This is a genomic window from Chamaesiphon minutus PCC 6605 (genome assembly GCF_000317145.1).
Lineage (GTDB): Bacteria > Cyanobacteriota > Cyanobacteriia > Cyanobacteriales > Chamaesiphonaceae > Chamaesiphon > Chamaesiphon minutus.
This window is the reverse complement of the sequence record NC_019697.1, coordinates 1,441,722-1,458,554: the sequence shown is the minus strand read 5'-3', so window position 1 is coordinate 1,458,554 and position 16,833 is coordinate 1,441,722. Positions and strand designations below refer to the sequence as shown.

Annotated in this window: 17 protein-coding genes and 3 pseudogenes; 16 read left to right on the top strand and 4 right to left on the bottom strand. The window is 45.2% G+C overall.

What is annotated here, in order from left to right:
• Nucleotides 1-63: 63 nt before the first annotated feature.
• From CHA6605_RS34980 to CHA6605_RS06640, 15 genes and pseudogenes are all read left to right on the top strand, one after another.
• Nucleotides 64-207, top strand: coding sequence for a hypothetical protein (locus CHA6605_RS34980; RefSeq protein ID WP_015158738.1), 144 nt, complete (start codon nucleotides 64-66; stop codon nucleotides 205-207).
• Nucleotides 208-311: 104 nt separating this feature from the next.
• On the top strand, nucleotides 312-794 hold the full coding sequence (locus CHA6605_RS06700; protein ID WP_015158737.1) for a hypothetical protein: 483 nt from the start codon (nucleotides 312-314) through the stop codon (nucleotides 792-794).
• Nucleotides 795-962: 168 nt separating this feature from the next.
• On the top strand, nucleotides 963-1,085 hold the full coding sequence (locus CHA6605_RS36095; protein WP_015158736.1) for a hypothetical protein: 123 nt from the start codon (nucleotides 963-965) through the stop codon (nucleotides 1,083-1,085).
• A gap of 132 nt (nucleotides 1,086-1,217) precedes the next feature.
• The gene (locus CHA6605_RS06695) at nucleotides 1,218-2,063 is read left to right on the top strand and encodes a DUF5895 domain-containing protein (RefSeq protein WP_015158735.1); all 846 of its coding nucleotides are present in this window, start codon (nucleotides 1,218-1,220) and stop codon (nucleotides 2,061-2,063) included.
• A 71-nt stretch (nucleotides 2,064-2,134) separates the two neighbouring features.
• Nucleotides 2,135-2,539, top strand: a complete 405-nt coding sequence (locus tag CHA6605_RS06690; RefSeq protein WP_015158734.1) for a hypothetical protein — start codon at nucleotides 2,135-2,137, stop codon at nucleotides 2,537-2,539.
• 113 nt (nucleotides 2,540-2,652) lie between these two features.
• Complete coding sequence (locus CHA6605_RS06685; protein ID WP_015158733.1) at nucleotides 2,653-2,880, top strand: hypothetical protein; 228 nt, start codon at nucleotides 2,653-2,655, stop codon at nucleotides 2,878-2,880.
• A 243-nt stretch (nucleotides 2,881-3,123) separates the two neighbouring features.
• The gene (locus tag CHA6605_RS06680; protein WP_015158732.1) at nucleotides 3,124-3,414 is read left to right on the top strand and encodes a single stranded DNA-binding domain-containing protein; all 291 of its coding nucleotides are present in this window, start codon (nucleotides 3,124-3,126) and stop codon (nucleotides 3,412-3,414) included.
• Nucleotides 3,415-3,453: 39 nt separating this feature from the next.
• The gene (locus CHA6605_RS06675; protein WP_015158731.1) at nucleotides 3,454-3,849 is read left to right on the top strand and encodes a hypothetical protein; all 396 of its coding nucleotides are present in this window, start codon (nucleotides 3,454-3,456) and stop codon (nucleotides 3,847-3,849) included.
• 78 nt (nucleotides 3,850-3,927) lie between these two features.
• Nucleotides 3,928-5,052: an SAM-dependent methyltransferase gene (locus tag CHA6605_RS06670; RefSeq protein ID WP_015158730.1), complete on the top strand. Its 1,125-nt coding sequence runs from the start codon at nucleotides 3,928-3,930 to the stop codon at nucleotides 5,050-5,052.
• A 92-nt stretch (nucleotides 5,053-5,144) separates the two neighbouring features.
• Entirely contained in the window at nucleotides 5,145-5,489 is a 345-nt protein-coding gene (locus CHA6605_RS06665) for a hypothetical protein (protein WP_041547704.1), read from the top strand.
• A 534-nt stretch (nucleotides 5,490-6,023) separates the two neighbouring features.
• Nucleotides 6,024-6,845, top strand: a pseudogene (locus CHA6605_RS06660) (reverse transcriptase N-terminal domain-containing protein); the annotation flags it as partial.
• Between the two features lie 370 nt (nucleotides 6,846-7,215).
• Entirely contained in the window at nucleotides 7,216-8,631 is a 1,416-nt protein-coding gene (gene ltrA, locus CHA6605_RS06655; RefSeq protein ID WP_015158729.1) for a group II intron reverse transcriptase/maturase, read from the top strand.
• 76 nt (nucleotides 8,632-8,707) lie between these two features.
• Nucleotides 8,708-9,439: pseudogene (locus CHA6605_RS06650) on the top strand (HNH endonuclease); the annotation flags it as partial.
• 100 nt (nucleotides 9,440-9,539) lie between these two features.
• Nucleotides 9,540-10,244, top strand: a pseudogene (locus CHA6605_RS06645) (DUF932 domain-containing protein); the annotation flags it as partial.
• Between the two features lie 194 nt (nucleotides 10,245-10,438).
• Nucleotides 10,439-10,708, top strand: coding sequence for a hypothetical protein (locus CHA6605_RS06640; RefSeq protein WP_015158728.1), 270 nt, complete (start codon nucleotides 10,439-10,441; stop codon nucleotides 10,706-10,708).
• Nucleotides 10,709-10,819: 111 nt separating this feature from the next.
• On the opposite strand, the gene CHA6605_RS06635 is transcribed toward CHA6605_RS06640, so the two are convergent.
• The 3 genes from CHA6605_RS06635 to CHA6605_RS06625 form a co-directional block, all read right to left on the bottom strand.
• Complete coding sequence (locus tag CHA6605_RS06635; RefSeq protein ID WP_015158727.1) at nucleotides 10,820-12,925, bottom strand: WD40 repeat domain-containing protein; 2,106 nt, start codon at nucleotides 12,923-12,925, stop codon at nucleotides 10,820-10,822.
• Nucleotides 12,926-13,277: 352 nt separating this feature from the next.
• Nucleotides 13,278-14,423 carry a ParM/StbA family protein gene (locus tag CHA6605_RS06630; protein ID WP_015158726.1) on the bottom strand — a complete coding sequence of 382 codons (1,146 nt, stop codon included), beginning with the start codon at nucleotides 14,421-14,423 and terminating at the stop codon, nucleotides 13,278-13,280.
• Nucleotides 14,416-14,877: a hypothetical protein gene (locus CHA6605_RS06625; RefSeq protein ID WP_015158725.1), complete on the bottom strand. Its 462-nt coding sequence runs from the start codon at nucleotides 14,875-14,877 to the stop codon at nucleotides 14,416-14,418. The genes CHA6605_RS06630 and CHA6605_RS06625 overlap by 8 nt, the downstream gene beginning before the upstream one ends.
• Before the next feature lie 415 nt (nucleotides 14,878-15,292).
• Here CHA6605_RS06625 and mobF point away from each other — a divergent pair, with 415 nt between their 5' ends.
• Nucleotides 15,293-16,555: a MobF family relaxase gene (gene mobF / locus CHA6605_RS06620; RefSeq protein ID WP_015158724.1), complete on the top strand. Its 1,263-nt coding sequence runs from the start codon at nucleotides 15,293-15,295 to the stop codon at nucleotides 16,553-16,555.
• Here mobF and CHA6605_RS35585 read toward each other — a convergent pair.
• Nucleotides 16,545-16,826: a hypothetical protein gene (locus CHA6605_RS35585; RefSeq protein WP_157259881.1), complete on the bottom strand. Its 282-nt coding sequence runs from the start codon at nucleotides 16,824-16,826 to the stop codon at nucleotides 16,545-16,547. The genes mobF and CHA6605_RS35585 overlap by 11 nt on opposite strands.
• Between the last annotated feature and the right edge of the window lie 7 nt (nucleotides 16,827-16,833).

Below are 16,833 nucleotides of genomic sequence, written 5' to 3'. Positions count from 1 at the left end.
CCGCATCTAAACGAGGTAGCACAATTTCACTTGTGCTACCTCGTTCATTTATTTATAACCATCATGCACATCGAAGCCGATTTAACCACCGAACAGCCGCTCGAATCGACAGAATACTTGCAATTCTTGGAAGAATTAATACTCGAAATTTGCGAGTCATCTCATAACGATCGCCAAGATTATTATCACTCCGATCCCCAATATTAATTGCTAGTTATCCATTTCTCATCACAAAAAAATAACTGAGGGTGTGCAAACTCTCGGTTGTTTCTCAACAATACTTTCAACTAATCGATCGTAACTATTAAAACATGACAGCACTACCCTCAAATTGCCTAGATTGTCCGATGGCACGTCATTTAGATCGCGATCGCTTCTCTTGTGGTAACAGCCTAAATAAAGTAGTACGTGGTCATCATCTTAGTACCGCCGAGTGCCACGATGCCGTTCGCAATTTTTCCCACCGCTATTTCCAACCTTTACCGCTGCCCGATCTACAAAGTTTAGAACCTGAGTGGGTTTGCGATCGTATCCACTTATCATTGAATTGGCTCGATGTGTTTGATGATGCACCAGTAGCAAAAGACGGTGAGATTGCGGTCGAAGTCTGCCATCAAGACTTACGCATCGGGTATCTGCGCCGTGATGCCGATGTCTATTATTGCGAACGGCTAGTTGGTATGCAATCTCCCAATCCTTATTGGTTGGCACTGCATTTAATTCATCCCGACTACTTGGATCGAATCCCCGATGAGATCGTAGCTGCTCGATCGCTCGTCCCCGAATACTTCTAGTTCTTTGGCAGTTCCAGGTAATTACTTGGAACTGCCAGCTTTTTCTTTTAGCACTAGCAACTGTAAAAAGAGCAGGTTGAAACGATAAATCCAGAGAAAGTCATCGGCAAAGCCGAATTTAGATGAGCGTTAAGTAGCTCGATCTTTAGACTTCCAGGAGAAACCAATATGTTCGATCGTTTAACTTCTGCCTACCGCTACTTCATTTGTTTGCGTTCCAGTGAGTTTGAATCTCGCCAATTTTCAGTCATTGAAGCAATACTCGAAATATATTTCGAGTTCTTTGCTTAATCTATCGACCCTTATCAGTTCGTAGATCCCTCGATCTGCGAGCTATTTTTATGTTTTCGGCAGAGCCGCATCCATTTGACCGATTCATTTCGTGTCGGGTCACCCGACACGATATCTTTAGGAGTTTTTATCATGACTAATTCTTCTCAGCCCGTCCGCGATCGCTTTGCCTCACCCGAATATTGCAATCCCAATGCCAAGCTACCATACATCCAAAGCTTGCGCGGCGAGAATCCCGTCGAGTGCGGTTTCTTTGTCAGCCTCGACCAGATGGCTAAAGCAAGCTGGGTTAATGTGCCTGAGACGTTGGATACCTATACCTTCTCTAGCGGGGCGGTAGAGCAAGGCTCGATCCTCCGCCAGCCTCGGATGCTAGTAGTCCCTAAATCTGGATTAATGGCGGCGCGAACTGTCAAAGGTGAAAACGGTAACTCCGAGCTGGAGTTGCTTGGAAAGTACGGTGAGTTTAAAGGACAAGCTGGTGTTACTAATATCCAGATCTTTGAAGTGCTATTGCTCGATTGCGACAATAATCCCCTGCATGAAATCCCCTTGCAGTACATCGCCAAAGGTGCTACCCAAGCCACTTTCTCGTTCCACTACCAGCAGTTTCTCCTAGAGATAACTATGTGCCACGCTCAAGCCAATGGTATTTCCGCGCGTCCCAAGAACCTCGAATTTAACGCCCTGTGCGTGTTTGAGTTTGAGGTCACGCGCGAGCTAGCTGGTAATAACAGTAATAAAGCACCTGCTTGTAAGGTTGCCAGTCATTCCAAGCCCACGCTCGATAACTGGGAGAGCTTCTTTCTCGGTCGCAATGACGAACTGGCAAATCGCGTCCTCCAATTGCTTGATATCCCCGTCGAGCCAGCAGTTTTCGCCGCTGCCAAGCCCATCGCCCAGATCGCTCCGGCGATCGAGCCAGTCGTCCAAACCCTTACTGTCGATGATAGTGAGGATGACAACATCCCGTTCTAACCATCTGTCTCATCGATCTTACCTGCGAACTCTGGAGGAGTTCGCAGGTATTTTTATTAATAGAGGTAATCATGTATTCATCCACAGCCGGAGTTGGTTCGAGTTTACAGTATTTAAAGAAATTTCCAGAATATCAAAATAATCAATTGCTAATCTTGGCGGGTCTAGAGATGACGATCGCCTACGAACTATTGGAGGCTCGACGAAGAATTTGGTGCTCTATCTTCTGGAAACGGAGTAATAGTGCTACTAAGTTTGCTGTCAACAAAAAGATGGAGGGCATCGCCTTCGATGCTGGTACATCGATAGTTAATGCTGGCAAACTGCTTAACCAATACTACGAGGAGCATGAAATTAACGATCTAGATCGAGAAGCTTGGAGTCAAATTATTATGTCTTTAATCAATGCCAATCGCTGGCTGAAAGAGCAATTTGGTGTTGATTGCAAGTCTAAACAATTAAAGATCGATCTTTAATTGCCATCGCGTAGCCAGCCGATCCGGTATGGATCGGGATTCTTTGCTGCGGCTGATATCAATCGCGCAAGCGCACCACTCTACAACCCGATTAACTCACCCCCATAAAAAATATGCGTTCGTATTTAGTGCTACGCCTCAATCACCGCGAATCTCGCCAACGCCTAGTTAACAAGATTGTTTGTTCGCCCAAACAACTGCTTAATAAACTTAACGCTCTTACCGATTCACACGGAGAATATGCCTATAAAACAATCCGCGAAGTTATCGATAGTTACACAGACGATGATTCTTCGATGACAATCGTTGATTTAGCTACCTTAGACTTTATTTCAACTTGACTTGGCGACGATCTCAACTGAGATCGTCGCTATCTTTTTTAACCCAAATTACAGAACTGAGACATCAAGCATTGCAATCACGGGTACTTGCGAACGCCGATTACTATGGCGTTTGCCCCATTCGGAGCAAGATTGTCACTCTAGCTGATGTGCTGCTGGAGTGTCCGTAAGAACCATCGGCAAAGCCGAATCGAGTTGAAGCACTATTGCTTCAACTCACCCATCCTTTGGAGGAATCCGCTCATGCAAGTTAACATTTCCGGTTTAGTCGGTCGCGCTCCTAAGTGCTTACCCGATGATAGTTCGAGCCTCGAAGCTGCCCTAGCAGTAACAACTAATGACGGAAAAGATTGGTTTGCGATCAGATTTAGCAATGCCTTAGTCAATGCTGCCCAAACCATCCGCAAAGGCGACACGATCTCCGTCACTGGCGATCTGACTTTTGAACCACTCCCCGATGGTTCGACCGCGCCCTCTAAGCCTGTTGTTGCTGTCTCGGATTTGCAAGTATGCGACCTTGCTGTTGCTTACTAGCTTTTCAATATCCACTTACCCTACCTTTGGAGACTACTTATGAATTCTGCTACTTCCAATCTCGTTATTCTGACCGCTGAAATTAATGGTGACAAGCTGACTGGTACTGCCATCGACGGCGATATCAAAGTGCTGTTTAGTACTGGTGCGAGCGAAATCTACCAGCGGCTATTTGTGCCCAAAGCCAATCTCGTCGTTAGTGGGAAGTTTCGGCTCGGTCGTGACGCTTGCACTGTTGGCATCGCGATCGCGAGTATTATTGCCGTCGTCTCTTTGCCTGTCGCAACTCCTGTCGAGGTTGCAACTCCTATCGTTGGCGAAGCCTCTCCCTCGGAGAATCGAGTTATCGCCCCTACTGAAGCTCCGGCTAAGTCCAAGCGCAAGACCTCGACCACTCGAAGCAAGAAAGCTGCGAAGACCCCAATTGCGGCTTAATGTCCTCCTGCTCGATCGGCCCCAACCATCACTAGATGGTTGGGGCTGTTTTTTATCTACCTATCATCCTCAAACCTCATGAGAACCATTGATAACCCAGCCCAGCTCAAGCTAGACCTATTTACACCGCAGCCCGTAAATGCACAGAGCGATCGCATCCCAGAAGTCCGATATCTACATCCTCAACCAATATCGAGCCGCAGCCTCAAACTGGCTGATAAATTGGATAAATTAGCAGCCACAATGCAGACAACCATTGACTCAAAACTGCATCCCGCAATCGGGCAACAAAACATCACCGCCCGTCGTTCGCGAATTGCCGCTGGAATGCGTGAAGAAGGCGAGCATTTAGCACTCATCCAACGCTTGCTCGAAGGACTCGCCCAGTCACATCGTACTGGCACATGTCCTCCTCAGTTTGCGAAAATTGATAACCGCAAGCAATTAGCCGATCTCGCTACCCTTTGCCGCTGGCACGAAGAAGATTCTAAGTATCTCCAGGACTCCTTTACCTACGGTTATTCGATCGTCGAGCGACTCGTACAGTTTGGCATTAGATCGAAGGATGAAGCGATTGTGGCTGTGGAACTGTTGGGAAAATTATGTTCTAGCAATCCCGCACCTGAAATCGACAGGTCTGTGGAAAAGGCGAACGAGCTGCGTCGTCGCGCGATTTACACCAAAGTGCCCGACTTCTTCCCCACTCCGCCAGAAATAATCGATCGGATGCTACAGCTTGCGCGAATAGAAACCACTCACCGAGTACTCGATCCCAGTGCTGGAGCTGGCGATCTCTGTCTTGCCGTTCGCAAGTTAGGGGCGGTGGTGGAGTGCTTCGAGATTAACTCAGATCTACACCAAGCACTTACTCTGCTTGATTTTCAGCCGTTAGATCGCGATTTTCTGTTCGCCACTCCACGACCGATCTACGATCGTGTACTGATGAATCCGCCATTTTCTAATGATGCTTATATCGACCACGTTCGAGCTGCCTATGGCTGGCTGGCTCCTGGCGGCGAACTTGTTTCGGTATTACCCAATGGATATCGATCCAGCCGTAGCCTACAGCGTCGGAATTTCTCGGATTGGCTCGACGATCTCGATGCCAGTCGTTATGACAATCCCGCTGATGCTTTCACCAAGAGCGATCATAGCTGTGGAGTATCGACCCATCTAATTCACTTGCGTCGGGACGCGGCATAGCCGCAGCTATTTGAAAGTTCATCTATTCTGCCGTCAAATCTATCTGAGTTTGGCGGCTTTGTCGTATCCATAACTATTTTTGAGGCAATATCATGAAAACTGGTCTAACTCTAGTCCAACTCGCCGAAGAACTCACCGCCCAACAAGAGACTAAGCGCGACTTCCACGCTCTAACTTCTAGCTTGAGTATGCTTGGTAATGGCAACTTTCACCTCGAAACCAATAATGGCATTGAAGAGATGCCAGCGACAGACTATGCTCACGCACAAATGGCAAGTCGCATCCAGGTTCCCAAGCCATATTACGATCGGATGCGATCGTTATCTCCCGAACTCTTGTCTACTAATATCAACTATTGGCTGGGTAAAAAGCAGGGCGAAACCTCGCTGATTCGTACTTTACGGGGTCAAATGCGAGCGTTTCGTGCGATTCGTTGAGTTAGGAATCACGGTACCCAGTCCGTAAATACTAACTCCAACTAGACATAATAGTCCAGTTGAACTCCTTGATGTATGAGGGTGTAAGTCCCTCCCATCAAACTCAGATGTGAATCCTTAACTGCCCCCAGCGACTAGACTCGGAATTCTAGAGACTGAAGCGGGGAACAGAGCACAATCAGACCTCAATTGCAGGGGACACTGGTGCTAATAGGGAAATCCAAATGGTGAAACAGATGCCTAGAAAAGCAACTTAGCGCAATACGGACGCAATCCATAAGTCCGAGATGGTCAGAGATTAGTATCCCGCCACAATATGGAATGGTTAGTGGCAAGAGTATGGGGTTCTGACAGTTGAAATGGCACCACCTAACCGGATTAACTATCTATCGAGGGGAACGAATAAAAACGAATTTGAGGTCTGTCAGGGGTCGCCTTGACGGTAGACCAGACGAGCGGATTAATCCCTCAGATTCGGGTAGGATGCGGCGTAATTGCCGCAAGGTATTCAGATTACACAAAGCAATGCAGAGAATGATTGGGCACAGTCTAAAAACTAGTGAATCTTGGAAGAATCTCCCATGGAAGAAATTCCGTAAAGAGCTATTCCGCCTACAGAAGCGCGTGTACGAAGCAGTTCGAGTTGGGGACAAGCGGAAAGCGCGGTCTTTACAGAAACTAATTCTCAAATCCAAAGCTGCAAGATTTCTTGCAATACGACAGGTTACACAGCTTAATGCTGGGAAAAAGACGGCAGGCGTTGACGGAAAAGCGTCCCTCTCATTTGAAGAACGCTTCGCTTTAGAACAAAATCTTAAAGCAAATGTTAACACATGGTCACACAATAAGCTTCGCTCCATTCCAATCCCTAAAAAGGACGGAACTACCCGAACGCTTAAAGTACCCACCATTGCAGACCGAGCTTGGCAATGCCTAGCAAAGTACGCCTTAGAACCAGCACACGAAGCCACTTTTCACGCTAGAAGCTATGGTTTTAGAACGGGACGTTCGGCTCATGATGCCCAGAAACAACTGTTCCTCAATCTACGCTCAAACGCTAATGGTATCCATAAACGAGTAATCGAATTAGATATCGAAAAGTGCTTTGACAGAATCTCACACACCTGTATCATGGACAACCTAATCGCCCCTACAGGGCTAAAGCTAGGCATCTTCAGATGTCTGAAAGCTGGAACGAATGCAGGATTTCCAGAACAAGGAACACAACAAGGTGGAGTAGTGAGTCCTCTGTTGGCAAACATCGCCCTCAACGGGATCGAAAGTATCCACAGATACAAAGACCCCACTAAGAGCAAATGGATAGAACCAACAATCCGTTATGCGGATGACAGTGTGCCACGAAGGCGCATAGGAGGACGAAGTCCTCCTGGCAGCTATGCTGCATAAGAGATGAGGGAAGGCCCCTCGGAGCCGCCATTCAGGTGGAGGCTTCAAACCACCGTAAGCTGCATCGGTAAAGAGCCGAGGTGGTGAGCGTTACGGAAAAGGCAGAGCAAGACTCTGTCAGGTAAGGATCGAGGAGACGAACGCGAGTGAACCGTTGATGAAGTGTCGAAAGCATAGGAATGAGGTCAAAACCGAGGGGTAGTCGTTACTTCGGGATTAGTCTGGCAGCAACCTGATTACTGGCCAGATGGCCTCCGGCATGAAGACGGCGTGAACTCGATCTAGGCTCTGATGTGGAACGTGGGAACCTGCCATCCTGATGATAAGGGAGAAACACAAGTGGAAGCCCCATAAGTGTGAGAGTACCGATGCAGGTGGCAGGGGCGGAGCGACCCGTAGTAGCGAAGAACATCCTGTAATGGGATGGGAGCGAAGGGGAAGCATTGTCCAGCTTGGAAAAATCGAACAACCGGAAATCGGGAGGATTCAAATGGAACAAGCAAAGCCGTTGAGTATCACCAAACGCCAAGTTTGGGAAGCATATAAACGGGTCAAAGCCAACAAGGGAGCGGCTGGAGTAGATGGACAGACGATCGAAAAGTTTGAAGAGAATCTGTCGGATAACCTCTACAAATTATGGAATCGGATGACATCTGGCAGCTACTTTCCATCCCCGGTTCTACGGGTAGAAATACCAAAAGGAGACGGCAGGATGAGGCCATTGGGAATTCCGACTGTGTCAGATCGGGTAGCCCAGATGGTAGCCAAAGATTTATTGGAACCGGAATTGGAAAAACACTTCCATCCAGATTCATATGGCTATCGACCGGGAAAATCGGCATTAGATGCGGTGGGAATGGCGCGAAAACGTTGCTGGAAAAGCAACTGGGTGCTAGAGCTAGACATCAAAGGCTTTTTCGATAACATCGACCATGAGCTGATGATGCGGGCGGTGCGCGTACATACGGAAGAGAAATGGGTAATTCTGTACATCGAACGCTGGCTAAAGTCACCGATTCAGATGCCAGATGGCACCAAACAACTTCCAGACAAAGGGCTACCGCAAGGCGGAGTTGCCAGTCCATTGCTGGCGAATCTGTTTTTGCATTACGCATTCGACAAGTGGATGGAGCGGAAAAATCCGGACATTCAATTTGAGCGGTATGCGGATGATGCGGTGTGTCACTGTAAGAGCGAAGCCCAGGCGCAAAAGCTGAAGCAAGACCTAAATGAGCGCATGAAGGAAGTTGGGTTGGAACTTCATCCAGAAAAGACGAATATAGTCTATTGCAAGGATGATGACCGACGGGAAGAATATCCCCTCACCAGCTTTGACTTTTTGGGGTATACATTTAGACCTCGCAGGTCAAAGAATCGATGGGGAAAACACTTCATCAACTTTACTCCAGCGATTAGTAATCAGGCAGCTAAGGCGATTCGGAAGACATCGCGCCAGTGGGACTGGCAATTAAGGAGCGATAAAAAGTTAGAAGACCTGGCCAGGATGTTTAATCCAGTCATTAGAGGTTGGATTAACTACTATGGTCGCTACTACAAGTCAGCCCTATACCCGACCCTAAAATGCTTGGAACGTCGCCTAGTCATGTGGGCGACGCGGAAATACAAACGTCTACGGAATCATCGGCGGCAGGCAGCACAATGGTTGAGACGCATAGCGCGAAAACAGCCGAACCTGTTTGCTCACTGGGGATTGCTGTATATGGCGGCTGGATAATAGGAGCCGGATGAGCGGAGACGTTCACGTCCGGTTCTGCGAGCGCCTGGAGGGGTGGTTCCTCTGGGCGACTCTACTGGTAATCATCCTTCGCCCCGAAGACGATGAAAAAGTAATCCTAGACAAAATCCAAGAATTCCTAACAGCGAGAGGAATGAATGTTAGCGCGAGTAAAACTAGAGTAACCGCTACGACAGATGGCTTTGACTTCCTCGGTTGGCACTTCAAAGTGCAAAACAACGGAAAATTTAGATGCGTTCCATCAGTGGACAATTTTAAAGTATTCCGTAAGAAGGTAAAAGCAATTGTCAACGGCTCGAATTATGGTGCCGCAGTCAAAGCCCAAAAGCTAGCACCTGTGGTTAGAGGATGGCTGAATTACCATAGATACTGTCAGATGGCGGGGACTAGAAGTTCCATAAGCTCCATCCGCAGAAGAACATTTACGGTATTCAATAAGGAAACTAAACAGAACCGATACACTTGTAAGAAATTACTGGAAAAAGCGTTTCCTACAGTTCCCTATTCCGAAAATAAACATATCAATGTCAAAGGCAATAAATCACCTTATGACGGGGATATAGTCTACTGGAGCGAACGTAAAAGCAAACTCTATGACGGAACTATCTCTAAACTGCTCAAAAAGCAACACCATTCATGTGCATCCTGCGGCTTAAAATTCGTAGGAGAAGAGAGAATACATTTACACCATGTAGATGGAAATCATGATAATTGGAAACAGAAAAATCTTGTAGCAATACATGAATCCTGTCACGATTATATACACATGAGCAAAAGCGCAAGCTAAGAATATCGGGAGCTGGATGCGGTGAAAGTCGCACGTCCAGATCTAACAGAGAGGGGCGAGACATAATAGTCTCCCTCGACTCTACCTTTCTAATCGCTATCGGATCGTAGACAACCACGAGATTCTCGCAATGGTAATGCCTGAGCTGGCTGAAATGGGTGATGGCATTCGGATCGCAAGCTGCAACGTCACCGACGAGAAGATGTACCTCAAAGTTATTAACACCAACATTGAAGCTGCTATCTCGGTTGGCGACCCAGTTCAAGCAGGATTCGTGCTGTCGAATGGCGAACTCGGCAATGGCTCGATCTCGGTCGAACCCTTTATCTATCGATTAGTTTGCACCAATGGCTTAACGCTCAAAGATGCCAAGCAGCGGAAGAACCATGCGGGTCGTGCGAATGAAAGCACCGATTTATATGCTTCGGATACCGTGCAAGCGATCGATAACGCCTTCAAGTTGAAGATTCGCGATCTAGTACGAAATGCAATCAGCATCACCACGTTCCGCGATGCCGTTGCCGATCTGCAAGCTTCTAAGAACGACCTCATCACTGGTCATTCGGCAAAGGCTGTCGAGCTTACCGCCAAAGCAATTGGCTTAAACAGTGACGAATCTAGTTCGGTTCTCGACCATTTGATTCGTTCTGGTGACTTGTCGCGGTTTGGCATGTTGAATGCAGTCACCCGCACTGCGGAAGATATCGAATCTTACGATCGGGCAACTGAAGTCGAGCGGTTGGGTTCGAGCGTGCTGTACTTGCCGCAAAGCACTTGGCGCGAAGTAGCAACAGCCAGTAACTAGCTAAAATGGCGAGAAGTCATTGTAAGTAGCATTACAGTGACTTCTCAAGAGCGGTCGATATCACTACTAACAAGATAACATAAGAAATAATAAAATCATGCCGCTTTAATATTAAATTATTGTAGTGTTAAAGTGGTAAGATCTATCAAATCTAATTCACTCTAGTTTGTTAGTTTAAAAAGGAGCTATCTTGCATGTCTAAAACAACTTTGGTAACAATAGTTCAAAAAATTGGTTATGACGCTGCTAATGATGGAGCTAAAACTTTAATTCAATTACCAAATGGTCAGCAGTATTACGTTTGGACTTATTGGTACGATAATGAAGCTATTCCTCGTGTAGGTTCGGCAGTCAAGCTATCATATTCAGAATATAATGATTATTCAATCAACGAGCTTTACAAACTTACCAATGCTGGTATAGGCAAAGAAGTTAGTATTATGAAATTTACAAAAGCTAATTGATTTAACAACGACAATATTTCGATAGAATATTTTGATATTAGTAGTTTGATGTGAAAACTAGCCCACTAGCCACTGGAGAACCATCAATTATTGCACCAATTGAACATAAATCTAAATATTCGACCAAATTTCAATAGTTTTATCACTACGACCGCTAGCAAGAGTGTGCCCATTCGGACTAATTGCAACAGAATAGATCCAATTTGAAGAAATCCAATTTGAATGTCCTTCAAGGACGCGAAGAAGTTCCCCTGTTTTGAGATTCCATAGTTTAACTTTACCATTACTATCTCCATTGACAAGAATCCTTCCATCTGGACTAATTGTACTATTTCCTAAATATGAACCTTTAAAAAGTGCTGCGTTGGACAACCCCCATGTGTATATATTTCCAGTTTCTAGATTCCATAGCTTAATAGTTTCAGTTTTACTATCAACTACAGGTATTTTTTGTCCATCTGGACTGATTTCTAGGGCAAGTCCTTCAATCGAGCGGATAATTTTACCAGTCTCTAGATCCAATATTTTAGTATTATTGCTATCTCTGGCAACAATATAGCCAAGCCTACTAAATGCCACCAATGAAAGTTTTTCAATTGTGCGAAGAAGTTTCCCAGTTTTTAGACTCCACAGATCCATTGTATTGTCGGTACTACTACTAGCAATCATCTGCCCATCTGGACTAATTGCAAAAGAATCTAGCTCACCTGAATGACCTTGAATCGCGTTAAGAAGTTCTCCTGTCTTTAGACTCCATAGTGTAATTGTTTTACCATTACTACTGACAATCATCTGTCCATCTGGACTAATTGCAATCGAATTAAATTCAGTTGAAAGCCCTTCAATGGAGTTAAGAAGTTCTCCTGTTTTTAAATTCCATACTTTAATTGTTTTGTCATCGCTACTGCTGACAAGCATCTGTCCATCTGGACTAATTGCAATCGAATGAATCGTACCAGAATGACCAGACAAAGTATTTATTAATTTCCATTTTTGAGCCTCTGTTCTAATCGTTTCCTCCTCTTCGGTGGCATCAGCTAATACCTTTAACTCACTTTCGTAGATTTTTTGTTCGCTAAGTTGAATTTTTTTCAGATCGTCCACGTAGGGTTGAAGCCAATTATCATCCAATCCAGCTTGGTTGAGTTCGGCACTAATTTTGGGGAACTTAATTTCATAATAAGGATCGAGATTGAGGTAATATAGATCGGCTATATAAGCAGCTAAAAACTTATTAGTGTTAACGATCGTCTGTCGGATCGTTCGCAAAGCTTCTTTTTCTTCAGCCCCTTTTGAGATTAGTTCCTTATTACCTCTTTCCCAATTCCACACCTTACTAGAATAGAAGCGACGTTGATTATTTTGTACGCCCCAAAAATGAACCTTTACCTTATAAGTATAGTCGGTGACATCTAAATCGAGAATAACGGTCGGTACGGGAGCTAAAATTTTTTGTAATTGATCTACATTAATATTACCTATCGGACGTTTAAAATAATCACTATAAAACTTAACTTGGTGCGATCGATCGCTGTCTGGATAATAGTTTACTAAGAATGATTCTAGCTCGTTTAATTCAATTTGCAGATTATTCCGAATCGATGCCGGAGCATCTATACTAATTTCCGGAGGTGACATCAAAATTACCAAACAGTCTTTCTGCTGTTTTAATAGATCTTCTGTCTCCTGACGACTCAGAACGCCATTCCAATTTTGTAAATCCCAATTAGATTGAATCTCGGTTAATTTCAGAGCGATTTGTTTGTCTCGATCCTCGCGCAGAGAATCGCGCATTAGCTCGATTATTTCGCGTTTCCTCTGCAAATCCTGTTGCTGAGAGAATTCTATTAATTTCCGTTTACCTTCAGCATTAGAAATAATATCTCTCAAACGTTCTCTGAGTCCTTCGCCAATGCCACGTAAAACGTTTCCGCCTGCTTCTCCCGCGCCTCTAACAGTGTTTGCACCCGCTTCTCCAATCGAGTAACTAAACTCTCCTATACCTCCACCAATTCCCTTAGAGATCGGGCTGAGAAAATCATAATCTAAACGAAGTCCATAATTAAGAATATTAATATTTTCACTATTTGACGAGACATCAGCTAAAGCAGTTATCGCATTAAGAGACTGTCCCACTCCTAATACTTGGGCAATGGTCGTCCCAACACTAACACCAATCAGCTTTTTGAGCATCTTCCGTCGATTGAGTGTTTCCATAATTGTTTCTTAATATTTAGTCTATTGACAGCTTTATATATTTCTAACTGTTCGAGCTGCGATCGTCTTAGCCTACGATCGAATTAAATCTTTCTGTTACTATTTTCGCGTATTCATTTCGACGTAACTCTCTCTGGATATATATTTGATCCATTCTTTTGTTCCTTGTGTGCGATGCTTTGGCAACCATAGTGTGGTTTCTATGTGCTACCACTCGCTCCGATTCTAGCAAACCCGCACGCGACGAGTGGTAGAGCGGTGGAAATTTTTTACTTTCCGAAATATTCTGTATATTTTCCTAGTGCTGCCGGATCTAACGCACACTAGGTGCGTTAGATGAGAAACCGAACACTTATAAAGTATCCTTACCGTGATAAGACTTAGCGATTGGCAGAATATCTTTCTCCCACAGGCATTGCACGTCAGCAAATCTATCTTGTAGCTCTACAGGAATCGACGTACCTTCTGGATAAATCAATCCACCATTGATATATATTGCCTGATGATTTTCTCCAGGTACGTTAGACAACTTATTTTCAAAGCGATCGACTATTTCCTGGGCAAATATTCGACCGACTCCGCCACCGAAGACAATTTCGTCGATGTTTGGAAGCTGAATCCGCAACCACTGGCTCAATGACTGCCAAAATTCGATCTTAGCTGAGGCGATCGCTTCGATTAATCGATCTAGTTCCTTTTCCCGTCCGGTTTCCGTGTTTCTAAGTAACAGTTTGAGTAGCGGTGCTTTATTCTCTTCTTTACCGAGTAAGTAAGTTGCAACTGCAACAGTAAGATCGTTATCTTGATAGCCTGAAGTTCGCGATCGAATGTAATTCACCATCCAGATAAATCCCAGATCGCAAGACCGAAAAGAGCTATAAGTATTGTTGGCGAGCTTAAAGCAGCTTGAATTTCTGTGTCCCATCATGATTACACCCAGCGATCGATCGCCTAAATCGCCGCGTTTGTGTTCGTAAAACAGCGATAATCCACCACCTTCAGGATGGCAATTAAAGTACTTGAGCTGGACTCGAAGCTCGCCGATTGGCGTTTCAAAGCTTGTCAACGCCTGTCTGAGATCGTCCTCCAGAATATCGCGGTCTAGGAGTTCGCCAGGAGGCAGCACACAGCAAAGGAATAACCTGATTTTGCCAGTCTTGATTCTACACAGTCGTACCGCCACTGCTATTGCTGCTAAGGTGCGGCAAATAGCATTATTAGTTTTTGGCTCGTGATAATTCATCGTCGAATGGAATCTAGTTCGAGCTAATTCGCCAACAGCATAGTAACGACCTCCGATTCCCACGAAAGCATGTCCGACTGGATAGGTATTAAAATTTTGTCTACATTCATCGATCGAAGCAGCAGGAATCTCGATCGTTTCAGGTTCCATCATGAAGTAGTGAGGATTTTCGTCGAGTTCTTGGCTGTAGACAAACTTGAGCGAGCTGCTTCCGTAATCTACAACTGCGTATAAATGCTCTATATTACTAGCCATTTTCCTCCTGTCCTAGCAGCATTTTTCTTCTCACTGGCTGAATAGGCTGTCGGTCATCATCCCGCTCGGCATCGATGTTCGCAATCAGAGGTAGATGAGAGTGGGTTTGAGATCGCTCGGTGGTTGTGTGCCGCACATCATCAGCGATCGCATCTGCTGTTGTACTTAACGATCGAGCTAGGAGGTGACAATCTAATCCGCGCCTCCGAGATAAACGATTGAGTCGATCGATCTTTGAGTGTAAAGTTGCTAGCGAGTCATCGATCGCTGCTTCAATCTCGCCTCGCTCGCACTCTCCCGATTCATCCATTGCTAGCGGCAGATCGATTGCCATTGCATTTGCGATTAACTTTGCATAGATCCCCTCTCTGGTATTGCTGTAGTAACGATGCAGCAATATCTCTTCCGATCGATTGGGGTCTGGTACGAATCTGATGCCAAAATTTTTACTCATAAAGATTGCTCTCGATTCGAGATACTACTTAGATATTTTGGATAGAAGTATTTTATGTACAGAAATAGAACCCAGTTTTACGTCGATTTTTTGTACGCAATTGCGACATTTTTAGCTTTTTTATGAATATTTACCGTACATAAATCGTACATAAATTAGCCAAATTCACCCAAGATTAGGCGATCGACAATTTGGAGTGACAGCCATATTTACGACATCTTTGTCATGTTTATGTGCATACCTTGCCAACACTAATTTCAACTGAATGAAGTCTTAGTAACGCACAGTACGCATTTACTATAATAACTGTAGATTGGGCGATAATAGAAGGCATGAGGGAAATTAATGCTCAAAATAACTTCCAGATCGAGTTGAGAGTAGTGGAAATAAAATTAATAATGTTACAGCGAGATCGATGCTGACAGCAAAAAATTGTAAAGCTAGTACGGCGGTGCAGTATTTCACTGACGATTACGAGCAAGGGCAAACTCGATGGTTTGGTAAAGGTGCTTCTGCGCTCGGCTTAAAAGGTGAAATCGATCGAGAATCATTCGAGCATATTTGCTACGGTCGATCGCCCGATGGAACTAAATATCTTGGTACTAAAGGCGACCCCGACAAACGCCGCGCGGGGACGGATTTTACATTCTCAGCCCCGAAATCTGTGAGCCTAACTGCATTAGTCGGTGGGGATACTCGGTTGGAGGTCGCCCATCGCAACGCTGTCGAGAAAACTCTGGCACTAATCGAATCACGCTACGCACAAACCCGTATTACCAAAGATAAGAAAGTAGCAGAAGTTAAAACTGGCAACATCATGGTCGCCCAGTTTGACCACATCGAGAGCCGTGAGCTAGACCCGCACCTGCACACTCACGCTTTAGTGATGAATCTAACCCAAGCACAGAGCGGTAAATGGTATGCCAACGATAACGATCTAATTTTTCAGAATAAGAAACACTTAGGAACGATTTATCAGGCCGATCTTGCCGCCGAAGTAGAACGACTGGGCTATGAAATCGAACCTAGTCCTCACGGGATGTTTGAGATTAAGGGTTACAAGCGAGAGAATTTAGTCGAATTTAGCAAACGCCGGATGCAGATTCTCGCCCAGTGTCCAAGTAATAGCACTTGGCAGACGCGGGAGGATAGTTGGGAGCGTACCCGCAAGCATAAAGAACACATCGCCTCAACGGAGTTAAAAGCACGGTGGCAGCAGGAAGCGACGGATTTAGGCATTGAGATCGTCAAAGCCGGAGTGCTGACAGTTGCCCAGTCGATTCGGCAGAGCCGACGCTTCGCGAACGACTCAGAAACAACGGAGCGGTTCATCAATGATGCGATCGCTCACTGTTTGGAACGGAGTGTGGACTTTAGTGTGGAAGATATCGAGAAATTTGTCATCGCCCAACGATTACCGATCGATATTGCCGAGATTAAGCCACTTTGCGATGCTCGATCGGATTTAATTAAACTCGATCGGCACTACACCACTTTTAGGGCACAAATACAAGATGAAATTGGCGAGCCGATACAGGTTGAGCCGTTGCTAGATAATGTAAATGAAAGCGAAGCTGAATTAGATCGGCAAGAAAGTGTCAGGGTTCCTACTCATGGTGGCGGTGTAAAAGTTCCTACTCACATCGTCCACTCGGTCACTCAAATCCTTATCCGGTAAAGGTTCTGTTGGTGGACGATAAGTGGACGATGAAACGGGAGTGGACGATACTCGTTCTGGAGTGGATGATTGGTGGACGATTAAAATCGGTCTTATCGTCCACTCCTAAATCCCTGCCCCGATTGGTTTCTGGCTCTCGATCGTCATTAGTGGACGATAGTTTTATCATTCGACAGCGATCGCCAACATTGAATCGATTGACATACTTCTTGCTGGTATTTCTAGAATTTATTGTTTTTTTGATGTCAGCCATGTCAGTAATGTCAGCCAATAGCTGT